21 protein-coding genes and 1 other RNA gene are annotated in these 23,279 nt (G+C 70.3%); 13 read left to right on the forward strand and 9 right to left on the reverse strand.

What is annotated here, in order from left to right; all coding sequences use genetic code 11:
• Positions 1-74 precede the first annotated feature (74 nt).
• From cobC to OCU_RS35795, 4 genes are read left to right on the forward strand one after another with little or no spacing between them, the layout of a single operon-like run.
• Positions 75-1,103, forward strand: coding sequence for an Rv2231c family pyridoxal phosphate-dependent protein CobC (gene cobC / locus OCU_RS35780; protein WP_014379929.1), 1,029 nt, complete (start codon positions 75-77; stop codon positions 1,101-1,103).
• Positions 1,100-2,248: a Nif3-like dinuclear metal center hexameric protein gene (locus tag OCU_RS35785; protein WP_041787049.1), complete on the forward strand. Its 1,149-nt coding sequence runs from the start codon at positions 1,100-1,102 to the stop codon at positions 2,246-2,248. The genes cobC and OCU_RS35785 overlap by 4 nt, the downstream gene beginning before the upstream one ends.
• On the forward strand, positions 2,245-2,982 hold the full coding sequence (locus OCU_RS35790) for a zinc ribbon domain-containing protein (protein ID WP_009957046.1): 738 nt from the start codon (positions 2,245-2,247) through the stop codon (positions 2,980-2,982). Before OCU_RS35785 ends, OCU_RS35790 begins: the two co-directional genes overlap by 4 nt.
• On the forward strand, positions 2,979-4,118 hold the full coding sequence (locus tag OCU_RS35795; protein ID WP_014379931.1) for a bifunctional RNase H/acid phosphatase: 1,140 nt from the start codon (positions 2,979-2,981) through the stop codon (positions 4,116-4,118). Before OCU_RS35790 ends, OCU_RS35795 begins: the two co-directional genes overlap by 4 nt.
• On the opposite strand, the gene OCU_RS35800 is transcribed toward OCU_RS35795, so the two are convergent.
• From OCU_RS35800 to OCU_RS35810, 3 genes are all read right to left on the reverse strand, one after another.
• On the reverse strand, positions 4,107-4,511 hold the full coding sequence (locus OCU_RS35800; protein ID WP_014379932.1) for a VOC family protein: 405 nt from the start codon (positions 4,509-4,511) through the stop codon (positions 4,107-4,109). The genes OCU_RS35795 and OCU_RS35800 overlap by 12 nt on opposite strands.
• Complete coding sequence (locus tag OCU_RS35805) at positions 4,465-5,307, reverse strand: helix-turn-helix domain-containing protein (protein WP_014379933.1); 843 nt, start codon at positions 5,305-5,307, stop codon at positions 4,465-4,467. Before OCU_RS35805 ends, OCU_RS35800 begins: the two co-directional genes overlap by 47 nt.
• 84 nt (positions 5,308-5,391) lie before the next feature.
• A complete protein-coding gene (locus OCU_RS35810; protein ID WP_014379934.1) occupies positions 5,392-5,964 on the reverse strand; it encodes a helix-turn-helix domain-containing protein in 573 nt (190 codons plus the stop codon).
• Positions 5,965-6,010: 46 nt separating this feature from the next.
• Here OCU_RS35810 and OCU_RS35815 point away from each other — a divergent pair, with 46 nt between their 5' ends.
• The gene (locus OCU_RS35815; protein WP_009953561.1) at positions 6,011-6,640 is read left to right on the forward strand and encodes a class I SAM-dependent methyltransferase; all 630 of its coding nucleotides are present in this window, start codon (positions 6,011-6,013) and stop codon (positions 6,638-6,640) included.
• Between the two features lie 3 nt (positions 6,641-6,643).
• On the opposite strand, the gene OCU_RS35820 is transcribed toward OCU_RS35815, so the two are convergent.
• The gene (locus tag OCU_RS35820) at positions 6,644-7,354 is read right to left on the reverse strand and encodes a 2OG-Fe(II) oxygenase (RefSeq protein WP_014379935.1); all 711 of its coding nucleotides are present in this window, start codon (positions 7,352-7,354) and stop codon (positions 6,644-6,646) included.
• 87 nt (positions 7,355-7,441) lie between these two features.
• Between OCU_RS35820 and rnpB the strand changes: the two genes are divergently transcribed.
• An RNA gene (rnpB, locus tag OCU_RS50025) (RNase P RNA component class A) lies at positions 7,442-7,843 on the forward strand.
• Between the two features lie 19 nt (positions 7,844-7,862).
• Here the strand turns inward: rnpB and OCU_RS35825 are convergent.
• The 3 genes from OCU_RS35825 to OCU_RS35835 form a co-directional block, all read right to left on the reverse strand.
• Positions 7,863-9,425 (reverse strand): CYTH and CHAD domain-containing protein, encoded by a 1,563-nt coding sequence (locus tag OCU_RS35825; RefSeq protein ID WP_014379936.1) that lies wholly within the window; start codon positions 9,423-9,425, stop codon positions 7,863-7,865.
• 91 nt (positions 9,426-9,516) lie between these two features.
• Positions 9,517-9,771: a hypothetical protein gene (locus OCU_RS35830; RefSeq protein ID WP_026071567.1), complete on the reverse strand. Its 255-nt coding sequence runs from the start codon at positions 9,769-9,771 to the stop codon at positions 9,517-9,519.
• 105 nt (positions 9,772-9,876) lie between these two features.
• Positions 9,877-11,088, reverse strand: a complete 1,212-nt coding sequence (locus tag OCU_RS35835; RefSeq protein ID WP_026071568.1) for an FAD-dependent oxidoreductase — start codon at positions 11,086-11,088, stop codon at positions 9,877-9,879.
• 128 nt (positions 11,089-11,216) lie between these two features.
• On the opposite strand from OCU_RS35835, the gene OCU_RS35840 reads away from it, so the two are divergent.
• On the forward strand, positions 11,217-11,597 hold the full coding sequence (locus OCU_RS35840; RefSeq protein ID WP_026071569.1) for a heme-binding protein: 381 nt from the start codon (positions 11,217-11,219) through the stop codon (positions 11,595-11,597).
• A gap of 10 nt (positions 11,598-11,607) precedes the next feature.
• Here the strand turns inward: OCU_RS35840 and OCU_RS35845 are convergent, their stop codons facing one another.
• Together OCU_RS35845 and panB are read right to left on the reverse strand one after the other, a co-directional pair.
• Complete coding sequence (locus tag OCU_RS35845) at positions 11,608-12,816, reverse strand: glycoside hydrolase 5 family protein (RefSeq protein ID WP_197538614.1); 1,209 nt, start codon at positions 12,814-12,816, stop codon at positions 11,608-11,610.
• 187 nt (positions 12,817-13,003) lie between these two features.
• The gene (gene panB, locus OCU_RS35850; RefSeq protein ID WP_026071570.1) at positions 13,004-13,849 is read right to left on the reverse strand and encodes a 3-methyl-2-oxobutanoate hydroxymethyltransferase; all 846 of its coding nucleotides are present in this window, start codon (positions 13,847-13,849) and stop codon (positions 13,004-13,006) included.
• 189 nt (positions 13,850-14,038) lie between these two features.
• Here panB and OCU_RS35855 point away from each other — a divergent pair, with 189 nt between their 5' ends.
• From OCU_RS35855 to OCU_RS35880, 6 genes are all read left to right on the forward strand, one after another.
• Entirely contained in the window at positions 14,039-15,595 is a 1,557-nt protein-coding gene (locus OCU_RS35855; RefSeq protein WP_008255962.1) for an alpha/beta hydrolase, read from the forward strand.
• Between the two features lie 137 nt (positions 15,596-15,732).
• A complete protein-coding gene (locus OCU_RS35860) occupies positions 15,733-17,295 on the forward strand; it encodes an alpha/beta hydrolase (protein ID WP_085981086.1) in 1,563 nt (520 codons plus the stop codon).
• 92 nt (positions 17,296-17,387) lie between these two features.
• Positions 17,388-18,728: a type I glutamate--ammonia ligase gene (gene glnA / locus OCU_RS35865; RefSeq protein WP_009954926.1), complete on the forward strand. Its 1,341-nt coding sequence runs from the start codon at positions 17,388-17,390 to the stop codon at positions 18,726-18,728.
• 50 nt (positions 18,729-18,778) lie between these two features.
• A complete protein-coding gene (locus OCU_RS35870; protein WP_014379942.1) occupies positions 18,779-21,763 on the forward strand; it encodes a bifunctional [glutamine synthetase] adenylyltransferase/[glutamine synthetase]-adenylyl-L-tyrosine phosphorylase in 2,985 nt (994 codons plus the stop codon).
• The gene (locus OCU_RS35875; RefSeq protein ID WP_008255971.1) at positions 21,760-22,404 is read left to right on the forward strand and encodes a PaaI family thioesterase; all 645 of its coding nucleotides are present in this window, start codon (positions 21,760-21,762) and stop codon (positions 22,402-22,404) included. The genes OCU_RS35870 and OCU_RS35875 overlap by 4 nt, the downstream gene beginning before the upstream one ends.
• Complete coding sequence (locus OCU_RS35880) at positions 22,401-23,261, forward strand: TIGR03619 family F420-dependent LLM class oxidoreductase (protein ID WP_014379943.1); 861 nt, start codon at positions 22,401-22,403, stop codon at positions 23,259-23,261. Before OCU_RS35875 ends, OCU_RS35880 begins: the two co-directional genes overlap by 4 nt.
• Positions 23,262-23,279: the final 18 nt, after the last annotated feature.

A 23,279-nucleotide genomic window follows, 5' to 3' on the forward strand; every position in this document is an offset into this window, starting at 1 on the left:
ATGGGCGCGGACGGGTACGACGGTGTTGCCGGTGTTCGTCCGGCCGGCCCGCGCGGCGCACTAGTGTTTCACGGATGGCGAGTCTGAACCTGAGCCCGCCTGCGGCGCGCTATCACGGCGATCAGGCCGTCGCGCCCGGGATGCTGGACTTCGCCGTCAACGTCCGTCACGGCCAACCGCCCGACTGGCTGCTGGGGCGGCTGGCCGCGCGGCTGCCCGACCTGGCGCGCTACCCGAGCGTCGACGACGTCCGCGCGGCGCAGGACGCGGCCGCCCAGCGGCACGGCCGGGCCCGCGACGAGGTGCTGCCGCTGGCCGGGGCGGCGGAGGCCTTCGCGCTGCTGGGCAACCTGCGCCCGGCGCGGGCGGCGATCATCGCGCCGGCATTCACCGAGCCGGAGGCGGCGCTGCGTGCCGCCGGAGTGCCGGTGCACCACGTGGTGCTGCGGCCGCCGTTCGACCTCGCGGGCGCGGTGGTCCCCGAGGACGCCGACCTTGTCGTCGTGGGCAATCCCACCAATCCCACCTCGGTGCTGCACCGCCGCGAGGAGCTGCTCGCGTTGCGCCGGCCCGGCCGGATCCTGGTGGTCGACGAGGCCTTCGCAGACTCGATACCCGGGGAGCCCGAATCGCTGGCCGGTGACGCGCTGCCCGACGTACTGGTGCTGCGCAGCTTGACGAAGACGTGGGCGCTGGCCGGGCTGCGGGTGGGCTACGCGCTGGGGTCGCCGGACGTATTGGCGCGGTTGACCGCCACGCGGGCGCACTGGCCGGTGGGCACGCTGCAGCTGGCGGCCATCGCGGCGTGTTGCGCCCCGCAGGCGGTTGCCGACGCGGCGGCCGGGGCGGCGCGACTGGGGCGGCTGCGCGCCGAGATGGTGGCCGGGCTGGCGTCGGTGGGCGCCGACGTGGTCGACGGCCGGGCGCCGTTCGTGCTGTTCCGCATGCCGGAGGCCGTTGCATTGCGAAAACGACTGCATGACAGGGGAATTGCCATCCGTCGCTGTGATACGTTCGTCGGCTTGGACGAGCAGTACCTGCGGGCCGCGGTGCGCCGGGAGTGGCCGCTGCTGGTGCAGGCGATTTCGGAGGTGCGCCGGTGAGCGTGAAGCTGGCCGACGTCATCGCGGTGCTCGATGAGGCGTACCCGCCTCGGCTTGCTGAGGCATGGGATTCGGTGGGCCTGGTATGCGGTGACCCCGACGACAAGCTGGAGTCGGTGACCGTCGCGGTCGACGCGACGCCCGCGGTCGTCGACGAGGTTCCCGATGCCGGCCTGCTGCTGGCCCATCACCCGCTGCTGTTGCGGGGGGTGGACACCGTGGCGGCCAGCACGCCCAAGGGCGCGCTCGTGCACCGGATGATCCGGACCGGGCGTTCGCTGTTCACCGCGCACACCAACGCCGACTCGGCCAACCCGGGGGTGTCCGACGCTCTAGCGGCCGCCCTCGGGCTCGATGTCGAGGCCGCGCTGGAGCCGGCGACGGGTGCGCCCGGCCTCGACAAGTGGGTCATCTACGTGCCCAACGAGAACGCGGAAGCGGTGCAGGCGGCAGTGTTTGACGCCGGGGCCGGCCACATCGGCGACTACTCGCATTGCAGCTGGACCGTCACCGGCATCGGGCAGTTCCTGCCGCACGAGGGGGCCTCGCCCGCGGTGGGCAGCGTCGGCAACGTCGAGCGGGTCCCCGAGGACCGGTTCGAGGTCGTCGCGCCCGCGCGGGTCCGGGCCGCGGTGCTGGCGGCCCTGCGCGCCGCCCACCCCTACGAGGAGCCCGCGTTCGACATCTTCGCGATGGTCCCCCCACCCGGCGACGCCGGGCTGGGCCGCGTCGGCACGCTGGCCCGACCGGAACCGTTGCGCGACTTCGTCTCCCGCGTGCACGCCGCGTTGCCGCGGACGTCCTGGGGGGTGCGGGCCGCGGGTGACCCCGACATGCCGGTTTCGCGGGTCGCCGTCTGCGGCGGCGCAGGAGATTCGCTGCTGGCCGCCGCGGCCGGCGCGGGGGTGCAGGCCTACGTCACGGCCGATCTGCGGCACCACCCCGCCGACGAGCACCGCCGCGCCTCGGACGTTGCCCTGATCGATGTGGCACATTGGGCAAGTGAATTCCCGTGGTGCGAACAGGCCGCCGACCTGCTGCGGTCGCGTTTCGGTGCGGAGCTTGCGGTGCGGGTGAGCGCGATTCGCACCGACCCCTGGAATGTCGAGCGCGGTGACAACGAGTCCGGGGGAGAAGGGTCATGAAAGCCGAAGTGGCACAGCAACGTTCGCTGCTCGAGTTGTCGAAACTGGATGCCGAGCTGTCCCGCCTCACGCACCGGGCGGCCCATCTGCCGGAGCAAGAGGCCTGCCGGCGCATGCAGGAGGAATACGACGCCGCCGGCGACCGCATCGGTGCGGTGCGGATCGCCCTGGAAGACATCGACGCCCACGTCAAGCGGCTCGAATCGGAGATCGACGCGGTGCGCCAGCGCGAAGACCGTGACCGGGCGCTGCTGCAGTCGGGAGCGACCGACGCCAAACAACTGGCGGACCTGCAGCACGAGCTGGAGACCCTGCAACGTCGCCAGACCAGCCTGGAGGATTCCCTCCTCGAGGTGATGGAACGTCGGGAGGAGCTGCAGTCCCAGCTGGACACCGAGCAGAAGGCCCTCGAAACCCTGGAGGCCGAAATGGCCGGTGCCCGGCAGGCGCTCGACGCCGCGCTGGCCGAGCTCACCGAAGCCCGCGAGTTGCATTCGTCACAACGCGACTCGCTGAGCGCCGCGCTGGACCCGGCCCTGTCCGCGCTCTACGAACGGCAGCGCGCCGGGGGAGGGCCGGGCGCCGCGCAGCTGCTGGGAAAGCGGTGCGGGGCCTGCCGGCTCGAGATCGACCGCGGGGAGCTGGCCCGCATCTCGGCCGCCGCCGAAGACGACGTGGTGCGATGCCCGGAATGCGGCGCGATCCTGCTGCGGGTCAAGGGATTCGATCAGTGAAGGTCGTCATCGAAGCCGACGGCGGATCACGCGGCAACCCCGGGCCGGCCGGCTACGGCGCGGTGGTGTGGACCGAGGACCGCGCGACCGTCCTCGTCGAGAACAAGCAGGCCATCGGCCGGGCCACCAACAACGTCGCCGAATACCGCGGCCTGATAGCCGGTTTGGACGACGCCCTGAAGCTGGGCGCCAGCGAGGCCGCGGTGTATCTGGATTCCAAGCTGCTGGTGGAGCAGATGTCCGGGCGGTGGAAGGTCAAGCACCCCGACCTGATCGAGCTGCATGCCCAGGCCCGAGCGCTGGCGGCGCGGTTCGACAGGATCAGCTACTCGTGGATTCCGCGGGAGCGCAATTCGCACGCCGATCGGTTGGCCAACGAGGCGATGGACGCCGCGGCCCGGGCCAACGGTGCGGCGGAGACGCCCGAGCCGGCCGAAAAGCCCGAGCCCCCCGGCGCCGAGGCGGCGAAAACCGTTGCGGCACCGTCGCCGACGGCGCCGGGCTGGACCGGCGCGCGCGGCACCCCCACCCGGCTGCTGCTGCTGCGCCACGGGCAGACGGAGCTGTCGGTGCAGCGCCGCTATTCGGGGCGCGGCAACCCGGCGCTCACCGAGGTGGGGCGGCGGCAGGCCGACGCGGCGGCGCGGTATCTGGCTCAGCGCGGCGGGGTTTCGGCGGTCTTCTCCTCCCCGCTGCAGCGGGCCTACGACACCGCGGCGGCGGCGGCCAAGGCCCTGGGCCTCGATGTGACCGTCGACGACGACCTGATCGAGACCGATTTCGGGGCCTGGGAGGGGCTGACGTTCGCCGAGGCCGCCGAGCGCGACCCGGAACTGCACCGTCGTTGGCTGCGCGACACCAGCACCGCCCCGCCGGGCGGCGAGAGCTTCGACGCGGTGCACGACCGGGTGTCACGGATCCGTGACCGCGTCCTCGCCACCCAGCAAGGCACGACGGTGCTGGTGGTGTCCCACGTGACGCCGATCAAGATGCTGCTGCGGGAGGCGCTGGACGCCGGGCCGGGCATCTTGTACCGGCTGCACCTCGATCTGGCGTCGCTGAGCATCGCCGAGTTCTATTCCGACGGAGCCTCTTCGGTGCGATTGGTGAACCAGACGGCGTACCTAGCCGGCTGAGGGCGACGCGCCGCCGTAGTCGCCGAAGGACCACAGGTTGCCTTCGGGATCGCGGACGGTGAATTCGCGTGCGCCGTAGTCGGTTTCGGCCAGCGGCCGCACCACCTCGGCCTTGTGCCGCAGCACCCGTTCGTAGAGCGCGTCGGGATCGGCGGTGACGACGTAGCCGCCGGCGGTGCCCGGTTCGCGGCACCACTGCGCGTCGGGCTTGTGGCTGCCCAGCATGATCCCTCCGCAGCCGTACGGCCAGTTCAGTTGCGCGTGATCGACGGTCTCGCCCTGGCCGTAGCGCGCCGTGAGGACGAAGCCGAATGTCTCGACGTAGTAATCGATCAGCGTGGGGGCGTCATGGGCCTGCAATGTCAACCAGACGGTCGGATTCGAAGCGGTCATGGTCCCACTGTGCGCCGAACGAGTGGCCGCCGTCTTGAATGTTTCGGAACTCGTCGGCCAGCCACCTTCGCGGCGGCACTCCGACGAACCGGACGAATTCGCGGGTCAGGTGGGCCTGGTCGCTGTACCCCGTGGCGGCCGCGACCCCCGCGAGGTCGACGCGTCCGTGCCGGCGCGCCGACGCGGCGATGCGCGCCGTCGCGTGCTGGAAGCGCATCAGCATCGCCACCGTCTTGGGCGAGCGGCCGACCTCCTGGCCGAACAGCGTCGTCAGGTGCCGGGTGGTCACGCCGACCGTCTCCGCCACCACGGCCACCGGTATCCGGCCCCGGCTGCGCTCCAGCAGGTGCCAGGCATGCGCGACCTCGGGACGCACGCTCGCGCTCTCGCGGCGCCGCCGCGCCTCGACGAGGTAGCGGGCCACCAGGGCGAACACGTCCGGCCAGCCGTGCGCCTCGGTCACCCGATCGTGCAATTCGCGGCCGCCGCGATCCAGCACGGCGGTCGCGTCGTACTCGGCGACGGGAAGCTCGGCGGTCGGCACGCCGAACAGCGCGCGCGATGCGAGCGGATGCACCGCCAGCTGCACGCCGGCCTGGCCCCGGCGCTGACGCACGTGGCTGGCCTGCACGTGCAGCCCGCTCAGCAGCAGCGGGTTGGGGCGCGCGACGGCCAGCGCGTCGGCGCTGTCGCCGGCTTCCACCCCGTCGTCGAGGCTGACGATGAACGTCAACATCGCGGATGGCATGCCGCGGTGCACGGTCTCGGGAACGTCGAGCGTGCGGTATCCGACCATGGACGTCACGCCCGGCGCACTGTGCGGCGGCGCCAAGTGGTATTCCGAGCCCCGGTCCATCGCTCCACGCTAACGCCGCACCGGTCAGCTGTGCAGGTGCAGCCGCTCGCCGTGCGGGCCGAAGATCACGATCGCCTCCACCGGCCCGTCCACCACGCCGAACCAGTGCGGCGTCCACGTCGAGAATTCGACGGCCTGGCCCGGGTCGATGGTGAAGTCGCGGTCGCCGAGGATGAGGCGCATCCGGCCGGAGAGCACGTACATCCAGTCCTGGCCCTCATGCACGGGCAGCTCGGCGGGCGGATTGCGCCGCCGGGCGCTGACCCGAACCTTGAACGCGTGCAGGCCACCGGCGGGACCCTGACGGGTCAGCGGCCAGTAGGTGACGCCGTGGTGGGTGTGCGCGGCGCCGCGCACCCGCGGGTCCGGCGCCGACGAGGTCTGCAGCAGCTCGTCGGTGCTCACCGACAGGGCCCGGGCCAGCCGCGGCAGATGATCCAGCGCCAGGCGCCGTTTGCCGGACTCCAGGCGGCTCAGCGTCGAGACGTCGATGCCCGCCCGCTCGCCGACCTCCTGCAGCGTCATGCCGCGCTGCGCGCGCAGCTCCCGCAGTCTGCGCCGCACCACCAGGTCGATATCGGGGGTTTTTGCCTGCATGGCAATTCAGCTTGGCAAGTCGGGGCGGAATCGGCAAGCTCGCGGTATGGACAGTTCGTGCAAACCCGATGATGCCCAGCAATTCTGGGAAGACCGCTACCGTTCGACCGAGCGGGTGTGGAGCGGCCGGGTCAACCCCCGGCTCGCCGAGGTGGTCGCCGACCTGCCGCCGGGCCGCGCCCTGGACCTGGGCTGCGGGGAGGGAGCCGACGCCCTGTGGCTGGCCGACCGCGGCTGGCAGGTGGTGGCCGTCGACGTCTCGGACACCGCGCTGCAACGCGCCCGCGCGGCCGCATCGGCGCGGAATATGGCCTCCCGCATCGACTTTGAGAGGCACAACCTCAACGAGACGTTCCCGCAAGGGATGTTCGACCTGATCTCCGCCCAGTATTTTCATTCGCCGGCCCGCCTGGACCGCGAAGACGTGCTGCGGCACGCCGCCGAACGGGTGAATCCCGGTGGCGTGCTGCTGATCGTGGACCACGGGGCGGTGCCGCCGTGGGCGCAGCACCACGATCACTCCTTCCTCGGCATCGAGGAGGTGATCGCCTCGTTGCGGCTGGATTCGACCGCCTGGACGCGGCTGCGGGCCGAGGCCGTCGAGCGCGAAATGACCGTCAACGGGGAAACGGCCAGGGTGCCCGACCACGTGATCGCGTTGCGGCGAGACCGATAACCCTCATGCCGCGTCGTGAAAAATCAGTCCCATGGCGTAGCGCTGCCCGGTGCGAACCACGGACACGCCGTGGCGCACCGGCGCCGCGGACCAACCGCGGGCCGAGGGCACCGGCCGCTCCCGCGTGGTGAAGACGTAGCCGTGTCCCTGCGGCAATTGTGTTGCCGTGCCCCGGGATTGCGCCCGCAGTCGCTGCTCGACCAGCAGGAACTCCCCGCCGGTGTAATCGGTGGCCGGATCGCTGAGGTTGATCACCACCTGCAGGGGGAACACCAGGTCCCCGTAGAGGTCCCGGTGCAGCGCATTCCAGTCGCCCGCACCGTATTTCAGCATCAGGGCGGTGGATCGGGTCTGGCCGGCGGCGTGGCAGGCCGCCAGCCAATCGTCGAGGCGGTCCGGCCAGGGCGCGTCCCGGCCGAGCTTGGCCCACCAGTCGCGGGCGATCGGCAGAAGCCGGGGGTACAGCGCCTGTTTGAGTTCCTCGATCGGCGCGGGGTAGGGCGCGTGGAAATAGCGGTACTGCCCGGACCCGTACCGCTTGGGCGCCATGTCGATCGTGGAGCGGAACAGGGCGTCGTCGGCGTAGAGCGCGCGCAGCCGCGCCGCCTCGCTGGGCGTGATCAGTCGCGGCAGCAGCGCCCCGCCGTACTCGTCGACCGCGGCGGCGATCGCGTCCCAATCGCCTGAATCGACACGCCTTTTCCACCGGGACATCGCGGGCCTTCCCATTCGTGATCCGAGTCCACGGTAAACGGTTGCTGGCCCCGGCCCGGTGCAGCGGGTACCGTTTATCGTCGCGGACGAGTTGGCCGGGCGGCCGCGGGCCGTCGCAAGGCGGTTCGAGGAAAGTCCGGACTTCACAGAGCAGGGTGATTGCTAACGGCAATCCGAGGTGACTCGCGGGAAAGTGCCACAGAAAACAGACCGCCACCCTCGCGGTGGTAAGGGTGAAACGGTGCGGTAAGAGCGCACCAGCATCCCGGGTGACCGGGGTGGCTCGGCAAACCCCACCCGAAGCAAGGCCAAGAAGGCCGCACCGCTGGTGCGGCCGCGCAGGCGTTCGAGGGCTGCTCGCCCGAGCCTGCGGGTAGGCCGCTCGAGGCACCCGGTGACGGTGTGTCCAGATGGATGGTCGCCGCCGCACCGCCGTTGCTCACGCGCGGCGGTGGGGAACAGAATCCGGCTTACAGGCCAACTCGTCCGCCTTCAGCCCCTTCGGCGACTAGTGCCCGGCCTTGCGCACCGCCTTGGCGAGCTTGCGCAGCGTGCCGTCGAGTTCGCGGCGGCACCGCTGCGCCAGGTCGGCCTCCCGCTGATACAGCAGGCCGTAGGTGAAGGTGTCCTCGCCGGCGGCGTGCGCGACGTCCGCCTCCTGGCGCAGGTGTTCCCGGCTGACCACGCTGTCTTGATGATCACCGAGCAGCGACTGCACGGCCTTGGCCCGCTCGGACACCTTGGCTTCCCCGGTGGCGGCCGCGGTGTATCGAAGTCGCTTGGCGCGCTTGCGGATTCGATGTATCGCTTCGTCGCGGTGGTGGTCGCCGGGGTTCTCCCGATCGACCTGGGCGGCGACCTTGGCGGCCTTGCGGACCTTCTTGTAGGCGGCCTCGATGGTGACCGGGGCCTGCTCCTCGGCCGCGGCGGCGCCCGGGGACGCGGCCGCGATCGCCTCCAGGGAGTCGAGCAACCGGAAGTAGCGTTGCGAGCGCATCGCGATCAACGAGCGGCGCAGGCCGGTCTGGTAGCGGCGCTGCGCGCCCCCGACCAGCCGTTCGCGCACCGGACCGCGCACCAATTCCGGTGCGAGGCCGTCCAAGTCACGCTCGTAGCGCTCGGCGAGCACCTCCGCGTCGCGCGCCATCCCCAAAATCCCGGCGAGCTCACGCAGCTCGTCCAGGACCCATCCCTCGTCGGGCAAGCCGAACGAATCCTGGTAGTCGCGCAGCAGGCTGCGCAGCTTGCGGGTGGTCACCCGCATCTGGTGGATGGAGTCGTATGCGTCGGCGCGCACGGCGCGATCCCACACCAGCAGCTCGCGGACTTGCTCGGCGATGGCGCGCTGCAACGGATCCTCGCTCGGCTGCGCGCCGTTGGGCGGTGGCGGGGTGCCGAGCACCCGCGCCAGCTTGGAGCCGTGTCCGGCGGGCGCGGCGCCGGCGTCCAGCAGCCGGTTGCTCAACCGGTTCAGCAGTTCGGTGCCGGCCGCGCCGTTAAAGTGGCCGCCCGCTTCGAGGAGCTCCAATTCCCACTCCCGCCATTCGAGCTCGGTGGGCGGCGCACCGGATTCATCGGAGCTGTCATCGGGCCCCCGCGTCGACCATGCGGTGACGGAGTCGTTGCTGAACTCGGCCAGCGCGACGCCCGCGGCGTCGTACAACACCTGGCTCTCGCGCTCGGTGGTGATGCGCGCGACCGGCTGCAGCGGACGGTCACGGACGATCGCCAGCACGACGTCGGCCAACTCGGCGGGCACGGTGTTGTTGCCGTCGGGTCCGGACGCGTCCAGCGGCGCGCGGACCTCGGTGCGCGCGTCGGGCCCGGCCGGCAGCTTCAGGTGCCACCCGGCGTCGGAGCCACCGGTGCGGCGGCGCAGGGTGATCTTGTTGCGTGCGAGGTCATGTGCGGGCGTGTCGAAGTACGTCGCATCCAGGGTTTGCGTCGGCGCCTTCTCGACGTGGGCGACCGCGGCGATCCCTTCGAACGACGGCGACACGGTGGACTCGCCGACGTCGAATTTGCGCTCTACCTCCAGGTGACGCGAGGTCTGCGGCGCTTTTGCAGGCATCTTCGGCTCCGTTGAGGGCGCGTCGCCGCGGCCTTGAACGTGGTGGACGGTGGGGATGAGACCCATAGCCTGCCATACGGAGGTGACGACGTTATGGCGGCGGCGGAGGAGGGGGCGGAGCCGTCGTCTCGTCCTCCGGCAGCGGCGCATAGACCGCGGGTGGAGGGGCATAGCGGGCGATGTTGTCGGCGATGTTGGTGCAGCCGCTTACCGAGATGCGTCGGCCCGCGCCCACGCACACGGTCGCTTCGACCCGATCGGCGGATGGCGCCGCGGTGAGAATCGCGGGGACGGACCCCACGCCCGAGAACACCAGCAATGCGGCAAGCCCGCGGCGGCGATTCATCTGCACTCTCCTTCCGACCCCTCAGTGCATTGTGCCGTCACAGCGCGGCGGGCGGGTCCGGAATCTGAATATCGACGCCGCCGCCGACGCCGCCGCCGAAAAGAGTTAAGCGGTGTGCACGTTCGGGGTGCGGACGTGTTCGGGACGAAGGCCGCGCCCGAAGGCGATCGGCGGGATGGAGCGCAGCGGGCCCCGTCCCACGATCGCGGGGATCGGGATGGGTGACAGGTCACCGCCGTTCAGATTGGGCGCGATCACCCGGTCCTGTGCGAACACCTGGATCGCCTGGATGACCCGGGCGGGCAGCTCTCGGCGGCGCTGCACCTTGGCGAGGTCCGCGTCGCGCAGACGTCCGTCGCGCAGTGGGGCGCACAGGATGTTGGCCGCCGCCACCGCATCGGCGACGGCCAGATTGATGCCGACGCCACCGATCGGCGACATGGCGTGGGCCGCGTCCCCGATGCACAGCAGGCCGGTGCGCCACCACGTCTCGAGCCGGTCCACCCGCACGTCGAGCTGACTGGTCTGGTCCCAGGAACGAAGGTCGTCGACGTGTTCGCGCAGCTGCGGCCGCGCCGCCACGATGCGCTCTTTGAACGCCTCCAGCGACCCGTCGCGGGGGTCGGACCCCTTGGGCATCAGATACGCGATCTGCCAATAGTCGCCCCGGTAGATCAGCGCCATGGTGAGGCCCCGACGGGCCACCCCGTACAGCTCCTGCGGATCGCCGGGTCGCCAGTTGAGCCGAAACCACAACACGTCCATCGGGGAGTGCGCGGCGGCGGTCCTTAGGCCGGCCGCCGCCCGCACCGCGGACTTGCGCCCGTCCGCGCCGACTACCAGGTCGGCGCGCACCTCCACTTCGGGCGTGCGCGCGCCGATCACCCGATCGCCGTCAAAGATCAGGTCCTTGACTTCGGCGTTGCGGATCAGCGTGAATTCCGGGTAGGCAGAGGCCTTTTCGGCGAGGAAGTCGAGGAAGTCCCACTGCGGCATCAACGCGATGTACGGCTGTTTGAAACCCAACCGTTTGAGCACGCCGAAGTTGCCGAAGGTGCGGATCGTCCCGTCGGTGTCGAACGCGACACGGTCGACTTTGGTGTGCGGCAGGCGCAGAAGCTCATCGACCAGGCCGAGCTCGTCCATGATCCGCAGGGTGCTCGGGTGCACCGTGTCGCCGCGGAAGTCGCGCAGGAAGTCATTGTGCTTCTCCAAGACGACAACCCGGATCCCCGCGCGGGCGAGCAAGAGCGCGTGAACGAGACCGGCGGGGCCCCCACCGGCTACGCAAACCTGGGTCTGAAGCACTTCCGCCACGGCCCGACCCTACCGCGGTCGCGCACTTGTTTGCCGCCTGATTCGCGCGTGCGCGGCGGGCAAACCCCTTATGGTTTGCGGTACGAATACCGCTCGCCTTGGGCGATGGTCGACGAAGGAGCGTTTGCATGGGGTCTTTTGTTCGCCCGGCGGCCCGGGCCGTTGCCGGCGGGATGGCGGCCTGCGCGGCCACTGTGGCAATGCTTTTCGCGACGGCGGGTTGGGCCGCCGCGGACGTGCCGGCCGACGAGCCGGAGCCGGCGCCCGCGTCGCAACCCAATTGCACGGCGGCCGACCTGGCCCAGGTGTCCTCGGGCGTCGCCGCGGCCACGTCGGCGTACCTGTTCACCCACCCCGACGTCAACGACTACTTCACCAGCTTGAAGGGCCAGCCGCGCAGCGACATGCGTGATCAGTTGAAGCAGTACATGGACGCCAACCCGCAGACCCACGCCGACCTCGAGGGCATTCGCCAGCCGCTGACCGACTTCCAGAATCGGTGCCGCTGACGCCTGCGGGTCAGCCGGCCGGCGGCGGCCGCAGATGCATCGCCAGGTCGCTCAACTCGAGGATCGTCTCAATCTCGGTGTCGCGGAACGGCCGTCCGTCGGGACCGAGCAAGTCGTGAAACCATTCCTGCGGCATCGCCGGATCCGGGTTCGGGTGGTCCCAGGAGTCCCAGGGAAAGTACGTCTGGGTTTTGCCGGCGACGAATCCCCAGTTGAACGCGCCGACGCCGGTGCGCTTCGCGATCGGCAGGATGTTTTGCACCGTGCTGCCCAGCGGCCGGGCCATGTACTCGGTGCACAGGATCGGACGGCCCAGCGGGACGAGCTCGGCGATGCGCCTCTCGAACGCCGCCGGCTCGCCGTAGCAGTGGAAGGTGATGACGTCGGAGTTGTCGAGCTGGATCCCGGCGATGACGCTGCGGCGCGCCGGGTCGGCCCACTCGCCGTGCCACACGCCGCTCGTCAAGGGCTGGCGGGGATCGACCAACCGCGCCCACTCGAACACCTGGGGGAGCAGGTTGGCGACCAGGTCGAGCTTGTCCTTGCGCTCCACTGAGGCGTAGGTGTCCGCGGGGTTGTCCGGCTCGTTCCACAGGTCCCAGCCCAAAATGCGGTCGTCATTGCGGAATTGGGTCAGGACCCCGGTGACATAACCGCGCAGGGTGCGGACGTAGCCGCGGTCGCCGAGGCGCTCGGCGCCCGGGCTCTGCACCCAGCCGGAGTTGTGGATGCCGGGCCGCGGCGCGGGCTGCGGACCCGGGCGCGGGAACGGATCCCAACACGAATCGAACAGCACGAACAGGGGTTTGATGCCGTGGCGGGCCGCGATGTCGACAAACCGCGCGAGCCGGCCCTGGAACCCGCGGTGGTCCTGCGCCCAGAGCAGATCGTGCAAAAAGACCCGCACCGCGTTGAACCCGTTGGACTGGGCCCAGCCCAGTTCGGTGTCGATGCGCCCGGGATCGAAGGTATCGGCCTGGAACATCTCCAGCTGGTTGATGGCATTGGACGTGATGTAGTTGGCGCCCACCGGCCAGCCCTGCGCTTGATACCAGCGGTTGGCTCGCTCGGGTGACCATCGGCTTGCCTGCGGCGAGGTGCGCGGCGGCTGCGCGGACGCGTGCGGTGTGCGGGCCAAAACGATGCCTCCTGCCACTAGCAGCGGGAACTTCAGCACCGTTCGACGGTGTACGAAGCCACCACGGTCCCCCCGGTCGATGTGGTCCACCTCTGCTCTTTTGAGTCCGGATCGTCTCTTAACAACGATCGTACATGCCTGCCACACAACGTTTTTCGGCACTTTCGTTGTGACCGGGGTAACGTGGTGGTCAACGAGGCGGGACCCTCAGCGCGGTGGTCCCGGCGCGCAGCAGGACGTGCCGTGAATCGTGCGGTGGCGCGCCGGATCAGAAGCAGTGTTCGTCGGCGGGGAAAACCCCACCGGCCACCTCTTGCGCATATTGCGTTGCGGCGCGGCGCAATTCCCCGCCGATGTCGGCGAAGCGCTTGACGAAGCGGGCGGCCTTGCCGCTGCTCATGCCGGCCATGTCCTGCCAGACCAGGACCTGGCCGTCGCAGTTCGGTCCGGCCCCGATCCCGACAGTCGGAATGGTCAGCTTGCCGGTGATCTGGGTGGCCAGCTCGGCCGGCACCATCTCCATCACCACGGAGAACGCCCCGGCCTCGGCGACGGCGATCGCGTCGGCGACGGTCTGTTCGGCCGCGTCGCCGCGGCCCTGGACCCGGAAGCCGCCGAGGCTGTTCACGCTCTGCGGGGTGAACCCGATGTGCGCCATCACGGGGATGCCGGCGGCGGTCAGGCAGGCGATCTGCTCGGCGACCCGCTCGCCGCCCTCGAGCTTCACCGCGTGCGCGCCGCCCTCCTTCATGAACCGCGTGGCGGCGGCCAGCGCGGCGGCGGGCCCGGACTCGTAGCTGCCGAACGGCAGGTCCGCGACGACCATGGCGTGCTGGGCGCCGCGCGCCACGCCGCGGACCAACGGGATCAGTTCGTCGACCGACACCGGCACGGTGGTGTCGTAGCCGTAGACGACGTTGGCCGCCGAGTCGCCGACCAGCAGGACCGGGATGCCCGCCTCGTCGAAAATGCGGGCGGTCGAATAGTCGTAGGCCGTGAGCATCGCCCACTTGTGCCCCTCGGCCTTCCACTTCTGCAGGTGGTGGGTGCGGATCTTGGTGAGCGGCTGCGCGGGCGCAGGCGAGTTGGCACCGTAAACGTTGTGCTCAGACATCATTGTCCCTAGTGGGTGGTCGGGTCGATCCTCGTGGCCCAAAGCGGGTCCCCGGGTTCGTCTGACGGTGTCATTCTGCCATTTCTTCGGCGCGGTTGAAACGGCGCGACAGTGTGAGACAGGCCATGCTCCGCGCGCGGCGGTGCCGCTGATCAGGATCTCAGGTTTCCTCTGGCAGCATATGTTGGCATGGGTTTGACTCGCCGAGGCACGCGCGCGCGCACGCTGCTGATCTGGACGTCGGTCGCTGCCGTCGCGCTGCTGGTGGCGGGCTGCGCGCGCGTGGTGGTGGGGCGCGCCGTCATGTCCGAACCCAAGCTGGGCCAGGCGGTGGAGTGGACGCCGTGCCGGGCCGCGAACCCGAAGGTCAAGCTGCCGGCCGGCGCGTTGTGCGGCAAGCTCGCGGTTCCGGTCGACTACGACAACCTCGACGGCGACGACGCCACGCTGGCGATGATCCGTTTTCCCGCGACCGGCGACAAGATCGGTTCGTTGGTGATCAACCCCGGCGGGCCGGGGGAGTCCGGCATTGAAGCGGCGTTGGGCGTCGTCCAGTCGCTGCCGAAGCGGGTCCGCGAACGGTTCGATTTGGTCGGCTTCGATCCCCGCGGGGTGGGCGCGTCGCGCCCCGCGGTCTGGTGCAACTCCGACGCCGACAACGACCGGCTGCGCACCGAGCCCAACGTCGACTACAGCCCGGCCGGCGTGGCCCACATCGAGGACGAGACCAAGCAGTTCGTCGGCCGTTGCGTCGACAAGATGGGCAAGGGCTTTCTGGCCAACATCGGGACGGTCAACGTCGCCAGGGACCTCGACGCCATCCGGGCCGCGCTTGGCGACGACAAGCTGACCTACCTCGGCTACTCCTATGGCACCCGGATCGGCTCGGCGTACGCCGAGGCGTTCCCGAATAAGGTGCGGGCGATGATCCTCGACGGGGCCGTCGACCCCAACGCCGATCCCATCGAGGCCGACCTGCGGCAGGCCAAGGGATTCCAGGACGCGTTCAACAACTACGCCGCCGACTGCGCGAAGCAACCGAGCTGCCCGCTGGGCACCGACCCGGCCAAGGCCGTCGACGTCTACCACAGCCTGGTCGACCCGATGGTCGACCCCAACAACCCCATGATCGGCCGGCCGGTCCCGACCAACGACCCGCGCGGGCTGAGCTACAGCGACGCCATCGTCGGCACCATCATGGCGCTGTACTCACCGAACCTGTGGCACCACCTGACCGACGGCCTGTCCGAACTCGTCGACCACCACGGCGACACCCTGCTCGCCCTGGCCGACATGTACATGCGCCGCGACGCCCACGGCCACTACACCAACGCCACCGACGCGCGGGTGGCGGTCAACTGCGTCGACCAGCCGCCGATCACCGACCGCGCCAAGGTGATTGACGAAGACCGCCGCTCCCGGGAGATCGCACCGTTCATGAGTTACGGGCAGTTCACCGGCAACGCGCCGCTGGGCACCTGCGCGTTCTGGCCGGTACCGCCGACGAGCAAGCCGCACACCATTTCCGCGCCCGGCCTGGCGCCCACGGTGGTGGTGTCGACCACGCACGACCCGGCGACCCCCTACAAGGCTGGCGTGGACCTGGCCGACCAGCTGCGCAGCTCGCTGCTGACCTACGACGGAACCCAGCACACCGTCGTCTTCCAGGGCGACAGCTGCATCGACAACTACGTGACGGCCTATCTGGTCGGCGGCACCACGCCGCCCAGCGGCGCCAAGTGCTGACGCCGAAGGTGCACTCCCGGCGGGATTTTCGTCGATTCGTCGCCGTGCGTGCACGCTCGGTGGCGACGCGATCCGGTTGAGAGCCGAGACCAAGGCGTAATCGTTTCGCGCTGCCACGGGTACCCGCGGCTGCAACGATGACTGCCATGTCGCGCCTGAGACCCTTGAGCTCGGCGCTGCTTTCGTTCGGTCTGGTGCTCGGTGGTTCCGCCGCGCTGCCGGTGGCCGGCGCCACGCCCGAGCCCGGCGCCGGGCAGACCCCGGCGCCGAACCCGCCGGCGGCCGCGGTGCCGCAGGGCTGGGGGAGCTGCGGCCAATTCGTCTCGGACACAAGCGATATCCCCGCCGCGCGATGCACCACGGTGTCGGTCCCGATCGACTACAACAGCCCCGGGGGCGCCCAGGCCAAACTGGCGGTCATCCGCGTGCCCGCGACCGGACAACGGATGGGGTCGTTGCTGGTCAATCCCGGCGGTCCCGGCGGCTCGGCGGTCGACATGGTGGCCGCGATGGCGCCGGACCTGGAGAACTCGCCCGTCCGGCGCAACTTCGACCTGGTCGGCTTCGACCCGCGCGGGGTGGGCCACTCCACTCCGTCGCTGCGCTGCCGCACCGACGCCGAGTTCGACGCGTACCGGCGCGAACCGATGGTCGACTACAGCCCGGCCGGTGTCGCGCACATCGAGCAGCTTTACCGGCAGCTGGCCCAGCAATGCGTCAACCGGATGGGCAGCGCGTTTCTGGCCAACGCCGGCACCGCGTCCGTCGCGCGTGACATGGACGCGGTGCGCCAGGCGCTGGGCGACGAACAGATCAACTACCTGGGATACAGCTACGGCACCGAGCTGGGCACCGCCTACCTGGAGAAGTTCGGCAACCACGTGCGGGCGATGGTGCTCGACGGCGCCATCGACCCGACCGTCGGCCCCATCGACGAGAACGTCAACCAAATGGCCGGATTCCAAACGGCTTTCAACGACTACGCCACCGACTGTGCCCGCTCGCCTGGCTGCCCGCTGGGCACCGACCCGTCCCAATTCGTCGCCCGCTACCACGCCCTGGTCGACCCGCTGGCCACCAAGCCCGCCCGCACCGCGGACCCCCGCGGGCTGAGCTACGCCGACGCGACCACCGGCACCATCAACGCGCTCTACACGCCGACGCACTGGAAATACCTGACCAGCGGCCTGCTCGGCCTGGCGCACGGCACCGACGCCGGCGACCTGCTGCTGCTCGCCGACGACTATCAGGGACGCGGCCGCGACGGGCACTACTCCAACGACCAGGACGCGTTCAACGCGATCCGCTGCGTCGATGCCCCGAACCCGACGGACCAGGCCAGCTGGGTGACCGCGGATCAGCGGATCCGCCAGGCCGCGCCCTTCCTCAGCTACGGGCCGTTCACCGGAAACGCTCCCCGCGATTTGTGCGCGCTCTGGCCGGTGCCGCCGACGTCGGCGCCGCACGCCGCGCCGGCCATGGCGCCGGGCAAGGTCGTCGTCGTCTCCACCACGCACGACCCGGCGACCCCGTATCAGGCCGGGGTGAACCTGGCGCGCCAGCTGGGTGGCCCGCTGATCACCTACGACGGCACGCAGCACACCGCGGTGTTCAACGGCGACCAATGCGTGGACAACGCCGTGGTGCGCTACCTGGTCGCGGGCACGCCGCCGCCGGCCGCCTACACCTGCCGGTCCTGACCAGCGACCGACGGCCCCACCGCGGCCATCGCAACGGTTCTGAGCGGGCATCGGTAACACAGAATTAACAGCCGTTGCATACTGTTCGAGTTATGGATCGTCAGAAGGAATTCGTGCTGCGCACGCTCGAGGAACGAGACATCCGCTTCGTTCGGCTGTGGTTCACCGATGTGCTCGGCTTCCTCAAGTCGGTCGCCATCGCCCCGGCCGAACTCGAGGGCGCCTTCGAGGAGGGCATCGGCTTCGACGGATCCTCGATCGAGGGCTTCTCGCGGGTCTCGGAGTCCGACACCGTGGCCAACCCCGACCCGTCCACCTTCCAGGTGCTGCCGTGGGCGTCGCCCAACGGTCACCACCACTCGGCGCGGATGTTCTGCGACATCACGATGCCGGACGGCTCGCCGTCCTGGGCGGACCCGCGGCACGTGCTGCGCCGCCAGCTGCAGAAGGCCAACGACCTGGGATTTTCCTGCTACGTGCATCCCGAGATCGAATTCTTCCTGCTCAAGGCCGGCGCCGACGACGGGACGCCGCCGATCCCGGTCGACAACGCCGGCTACTTCGACCAGGCGATCCACGACTCCGCCTCGAACTTCCGCCGCCACGCGATCGAGGCGCTGGAGTTCATGGGCATCTCGGTGGAATTCAGCCACCACGAGGGCGCGCCCGGACAGCAGGAGATCGACCTGCGCTTCGCCGACGCGCTGTCGATGGCCGACAACGTGATGACGTTCCGCTACGTCATCAAGGAAGTGGCGATCGAGAACGGCGCCCGCGCGTCCTTCATGCCCAAGCCGTTCGGGCAGCACCCCGGCTCCGCGATGCACACCCACATGAGCCTGTTCGAGGGCGACGTCAACGCGTTCCACAGCCCCGACGACCCGCTGCAGCTCTCCGATGTGGGCAAGTCCTTCATCGCCGGGGTCCTCGAGCACGCCTCGGAGATCAGCGCCGTCACCAACCAATGGGTCAACTCCTACAAGCGACTGGTGGGTGGCGGCGAGGCGCCGACCGCCGCGTCCTGGGGCGCGGCCAACCGCTCCGCGCTGGTGCGGGTGCCCATGTACACCCCGCACAAGACGTCGTCGCGGCGCGTCGAGGTCCGCAGCCCCGATTCGGCCTGCAACCCGTACCTGACGTTCGCCGTGCTGCTGGCCGCCGGGCTGCGCGGGGTCGAGAAGGGCTACGTGCTGGGGCCGCAGGCCGAGGACAACGTGTGGGACCTGACCCCCGCCGAGCGCCAGGCGATGGGATACCGCGAGCTGCCCACCAGCCTGGACAGCGCGCTGCGTGCCATGGAGTCCTCCGAGCTGGTCGCGGAAACCTTGGGGGAGCACGTCTTTGACTTCTTCCTGCGCAACAAGCGCACCGAGTGGGCGAACTACCGCAGCCACGTCACCCCGTACGAACTGAGCACCTACCTGTCGCTGTAGCGGTTTCATGCGCCGCCCGCGCCTGAAGATCGCCGGGTTGCGATACCGTCGTGGTCGTGACCAAACCCGCGACGCAGCGCCCCCGGCTGCCCAGCGTGGGCCGGCTCGGGTTGGTCGATCCGCAAGCGGCCGAACGCATAGCGCAACTGGGCTGGCACGACCACGACGACCAGGCCCACGTCGACCTGCTGTGGTCGCTGTCGCGCGCCGCGGACCCCGACGCCGCCCTGCTCGCCCTGGTGCGGCTGGCCGAGAACCCGGACGCCGGGTGGGACGAGCTCAACGCCGCCCTGCTCACCGAGCGCCCCCTGCGCGGGCGGCTGTTCGGTGTGCTCGGCGCGTCGCTGGCCCTCGGGGATCACCTGATCGCCCAGCCGCAGTCCTGGAAACTCTTGCGCGGCAACGTCACCCTGCCCACCCGCGACCAGCTGTGCACGAAGTTCACCGAGTGCGTCGAGGAGGCGCTGGCCGACCCCGGTTCGGCGATGGTGCGCCTGCGCACCCTGTATCGCGATCAGCTGCTGGTGCTGGCCGGGCTGGACCTGGCCGCCACCGTCGAGGACGAGCCGGTGGTGCCGTTCACCGTGGTGGCCGCCCACCTGTCGGACCTGGCCGACGCCGCGCTGGCCGCCGCGTTGCGGGTGGCCGAGAGCACCGTGTGCGGCGACAAGACGCCGCCCCGGCTGGCCGTCATCGCGATGGGCAAATGCGGTGCCCGCGAACTGAACTACGTCAGCGACGTCGACGTCATCTTCGTCGCCGAGCACGCCGACACCCTCACCACGCGGGTGGCCAGCGAGATGATGCGGCTGGCCTCCGAGGCGTTCTTCCAGGTCGACGCCGGGCTGCGGCCGGAGGGCCGCAGCGGCGAGCTGGTCCGCACCGTCGAGTCGCACATCGCCTACTACCAGCGGTGGGCGAAAACCTGGGAGTTCCAGGCGCTGCTGAAGGCGCGCGCGGCGGTGGGCGACGCAGAGCTCGGACAGCGCTACCTGGACGCGCTGATGCCGATGGTCTGGGTCGCCTGCGAGCGCGAGGACTTCGTGGTCGAGGTGCAGGCGATGCGGCGGCGGGTCGAGCAGCTGGTGCCCGCCGAGGTCCGCGGCCGCGAGATCAAGCTCGGCAGCGGCGGGCTGCGCGACGTCGAATTCGCCGTGCAGCTCCTGCAGCTGGTGCACGGGCGCAGCGACGAGTCGCTGCACGTGGCGTCGACGGTGGACGCGCTGACCGCGCTCGGCCAGGGCGGCTACATCGGGCGCGAGGACGCCGCGAACCTCACCGCCTCCTACGAGTTCCTCCGCCTGCTCGAGCACCGGCTGCAGCTGCAGCGGCTCAAGCGCACCCACCTGCTGCCCGAGCCCGACGACGAGGAGGCGGTGCGCTGGCTGGCGCGGGCCGCCCATGTCCGGCCCGACGGCCGCCACGACGCGGCCGGGGTGCTGCGCGAGGAGCTGCGGCACCAGAACCTGCGGGTGTCGCAGCTGCACGCGAAGCTCTTCTACCAACCGCTGCTGGAATCGATCGGCCCGGCCGGGCTGGAGATCGCGCACGGCATGACCTCCGAGGCCGCCGAGCGTCAGCTGGCCGCCCTGGGCTACGAGGGCCCGCAGTCCGCTTTGAAGCACATGTCGGCGCTGGTCAACATGAGCGGGCGGCGCGGCCGGGTGCAGTCGGTGCTGCTGCCCAGGCTGCTGAACTGGATGTCGTACACGCCCGACCCCGACGGCGGCCTGCTGGCCTACCGGCGGCTGTCCGAGGCGCTGTCCGGGGAAAGCTGGTATCTGGCCACCCTGCGCGACAAGCCCGCCGTGGCCCGCCGGCTCATGCACGTGCTGGGGACCTCGGCGTACGTGCCGGACCTGTTGATGCGCGCGCCCCGGGTCATCCAGGACTACGGCGACGGGCCGAGCGGCCCGCACCTGCTGGAAACCGAGCCCGCCGCGGTGGCCCGCGCGCTGGTGGCCTCGGCCGCCCGCTATTCCGACCCGGTGCGGGCGATCGCCGGGGCGCGCACCCTGCGGCGCCGCGAGCTGGCCCGGGTGGCGTCGGCCGACCTGCTCGGCATGCTCGAGGTCGTCGACGTGTGCAAGGCGCTGACCTCGGTGTGGGTGGCCGTGCTGCAGGCCGCGCTGGACGCGATGATCCGGACGAACCTTCCCGCGGACGGTAAGGCGCCGGCGGCCATCGCCGTCATCGGCATGGGCCGGCTGGGCGGCGCCGAACTGGGCTACGGCTCGGACGCCGACGTGATGTTCGTGTGCGAACCGGCTTCTGGCGTCGAGGATTCCGTCGCCGTGCGCTGGGCGACGACGGTCGCCGAGCAGGTCCGGACGCTGCTGGGAACGCCCAGCGTCGACCCACCGCTGGAGGTCGACGCCAACCTGCGGCCCGAGGGCCGCAACGGTCCGCTGGTGCGCACCCTGGCCTCCTACGCCGCCTACTACGGGCAGTGGGCGCAGCCGTGGGAGGTTCAGGCGCTGCTGCGCGCGCACGCAGTCGCCGGCGACGCGGAGCTGGGGCAGCGGTTCCTGCTGATGGCCGACAAGACGCGCTATCCACCCGACGGGATGTCGTCGGAGGCGATGCGCGAGATCCGCCGCATCAAGGCCCGCGTCGACGCCGAGCGGCTGCCGCGCGGCGCCGACCCGAACACGCATACCAAGCTGGGCCGCGGGGGACTGGCCGACATCGAATGGACCGTGCAGCTGCTGCAGCTGCGGCACGCCCACGAGATCCCCGCGCTGCACACCACGTCGACGCTGGCGTGCCTGGACGCGATCGCCGAGGCCGACCTGGTGCCCGCCGACGAGGTGGAGCTGCTGCGGCAGGCCTGGCTGACGGCCACCCGGGCCCGCAACGCGCTGGTGCTGGTCCGGGGTAAGCCCACCGACCAGCTGCCGGGCCACGGACGCCAGCTGAACGCGGTCGCCGTGGCCGCGGGCTGGCCGACCGACGAGGGCGGCGAATTCTTGGACAACTATTTACGGGTGACGCGACGCGCAAAGGCCGTCGTGCGCAAGGTGTTTGGAAGTTGAGTCAGGAGGCCGGCGCGTTGGACGCCATATTCGAGGTGCTCAGCGCGACGGAAGCCGATCGCGTGACCGCGCTGTATGCACCGTTGGCCGATGCGGTCCGCGAGCTCGTCGACGCGACCATCCGCACCGAGGCCGACGACGACGTCGTCGCCGAGGCCCGGCGCGCGATCGAGGCCGTCACCGCATCGCTGCGGGAACGCACCCGCCCGATCGGGGTGAGCTACCGCGTCGACGGCCGCCCGCTGCCGTTGGGCAACGCCGCGATTGGCGTGTGCAACCCCATCGCCCCGCCGATCGTCGTGCACCACGAGGGCGACGGGCGCTGCTGGAGCGAGTTCGTTCTCGGCTCGGCCTACGAGGGCCCGCCCAAGCTGGTGCACGGGGGCGTCAGCGCCCTGGTGCTCGACCACATGCTCGGCGAGGCGGCCAGCGAGGGCCTGTCCAAGGCGCGGTTCACCGGGACCATCACCGTGAAGTATCTGCGCGGCACGCCGCTGGGCCCGCTTCGTTGTGAGGCGTGGGTCGACGGCAAGGAGGGCCGCAAAGTCTTTGCGCGCGGCACCATTTCGGATTCCAATGGCGTCACCGTCGAGGCCGACGGCGTCTTCATCGAGCCGGCGTGGGCGGCGGAGGAGCAGTGAAGTTCTACATCAGCAGCGCCTTTTTGAACACCCGCGAAATCATCGAGCTGGCCAAGGCCGCCGACGAACTCGGCTACGACGGGATCGGCATTCCCGACCACGTCGTCAACCTCGAGACGCTGGACACGCCGTACCCGTACACCAAGGATGGGGAACGGCGCTGGCAGCCGTTCACCGACTGGCCCGACCCGTGGGTGCTCGTCGGCGCGCTCGCCCAGGTCACCACGCGGTTGCGCTTCGTCAACACCGTCTACATTCCCGCGATGCGCAACCCGTATTCGGCGGCGAAAGCCATTGGCACCGCGGCGGTTTTGGCGTCGGGCCGGGTGGAGCTGGGCATCGGCGTGGGCTGGTGCCGCGAGGAATTCGCGTTGATGGGTGAGCGATTCGAGGCCCGTGGCAAACGCACCGACGAAATGATCGAGCTGATGCGGGCGCTGTGGTCGCCGGGCTGGACGGAGTTCGAGGGTGAGTTCTATACCGCGCCGCGCCTCGAGATGCAGCCCACCCCGCCGCCGATCCCGGTGTACGTCGGGGGACTCAGCGAGATCGCGCTGCGCCGTGCCGCCCGCAACGACGGCTGGATCGGGGATCTGATCAACACCGAGCGGGCGCTCGATGCCATCGGCCGGCTGCGGGAGATGCGGGCCGAAAAGGGTTTGTCCATGGACGATTTCACTGTGTTGACCCCGCTGACCGACGCGTTCACCACCGCCGACTATCGGCGCGCGGAGGCCGGCGGCATCACCGGGATCATCACGATGCCGTGGATGTTCTACGCCGGGCCCGATGCCAGCCTCGACGACAAGATCGACGGCATGCAGCGCTTCCGGAAGGACCTGTCACTCGACGGGTAGGAGACACCTGCTTTGCGG

Source organism: Mycobacterium intracellulare ATCC 13950 (genome assembly GCF_000277125.1).
Classification (GTDB): Bacteria; Actinomycetota; Actinomycetes; order Mycobacteriales; family Mycobacteriaceae; genus Mycobacterium; species Mycobacterium intracellulare.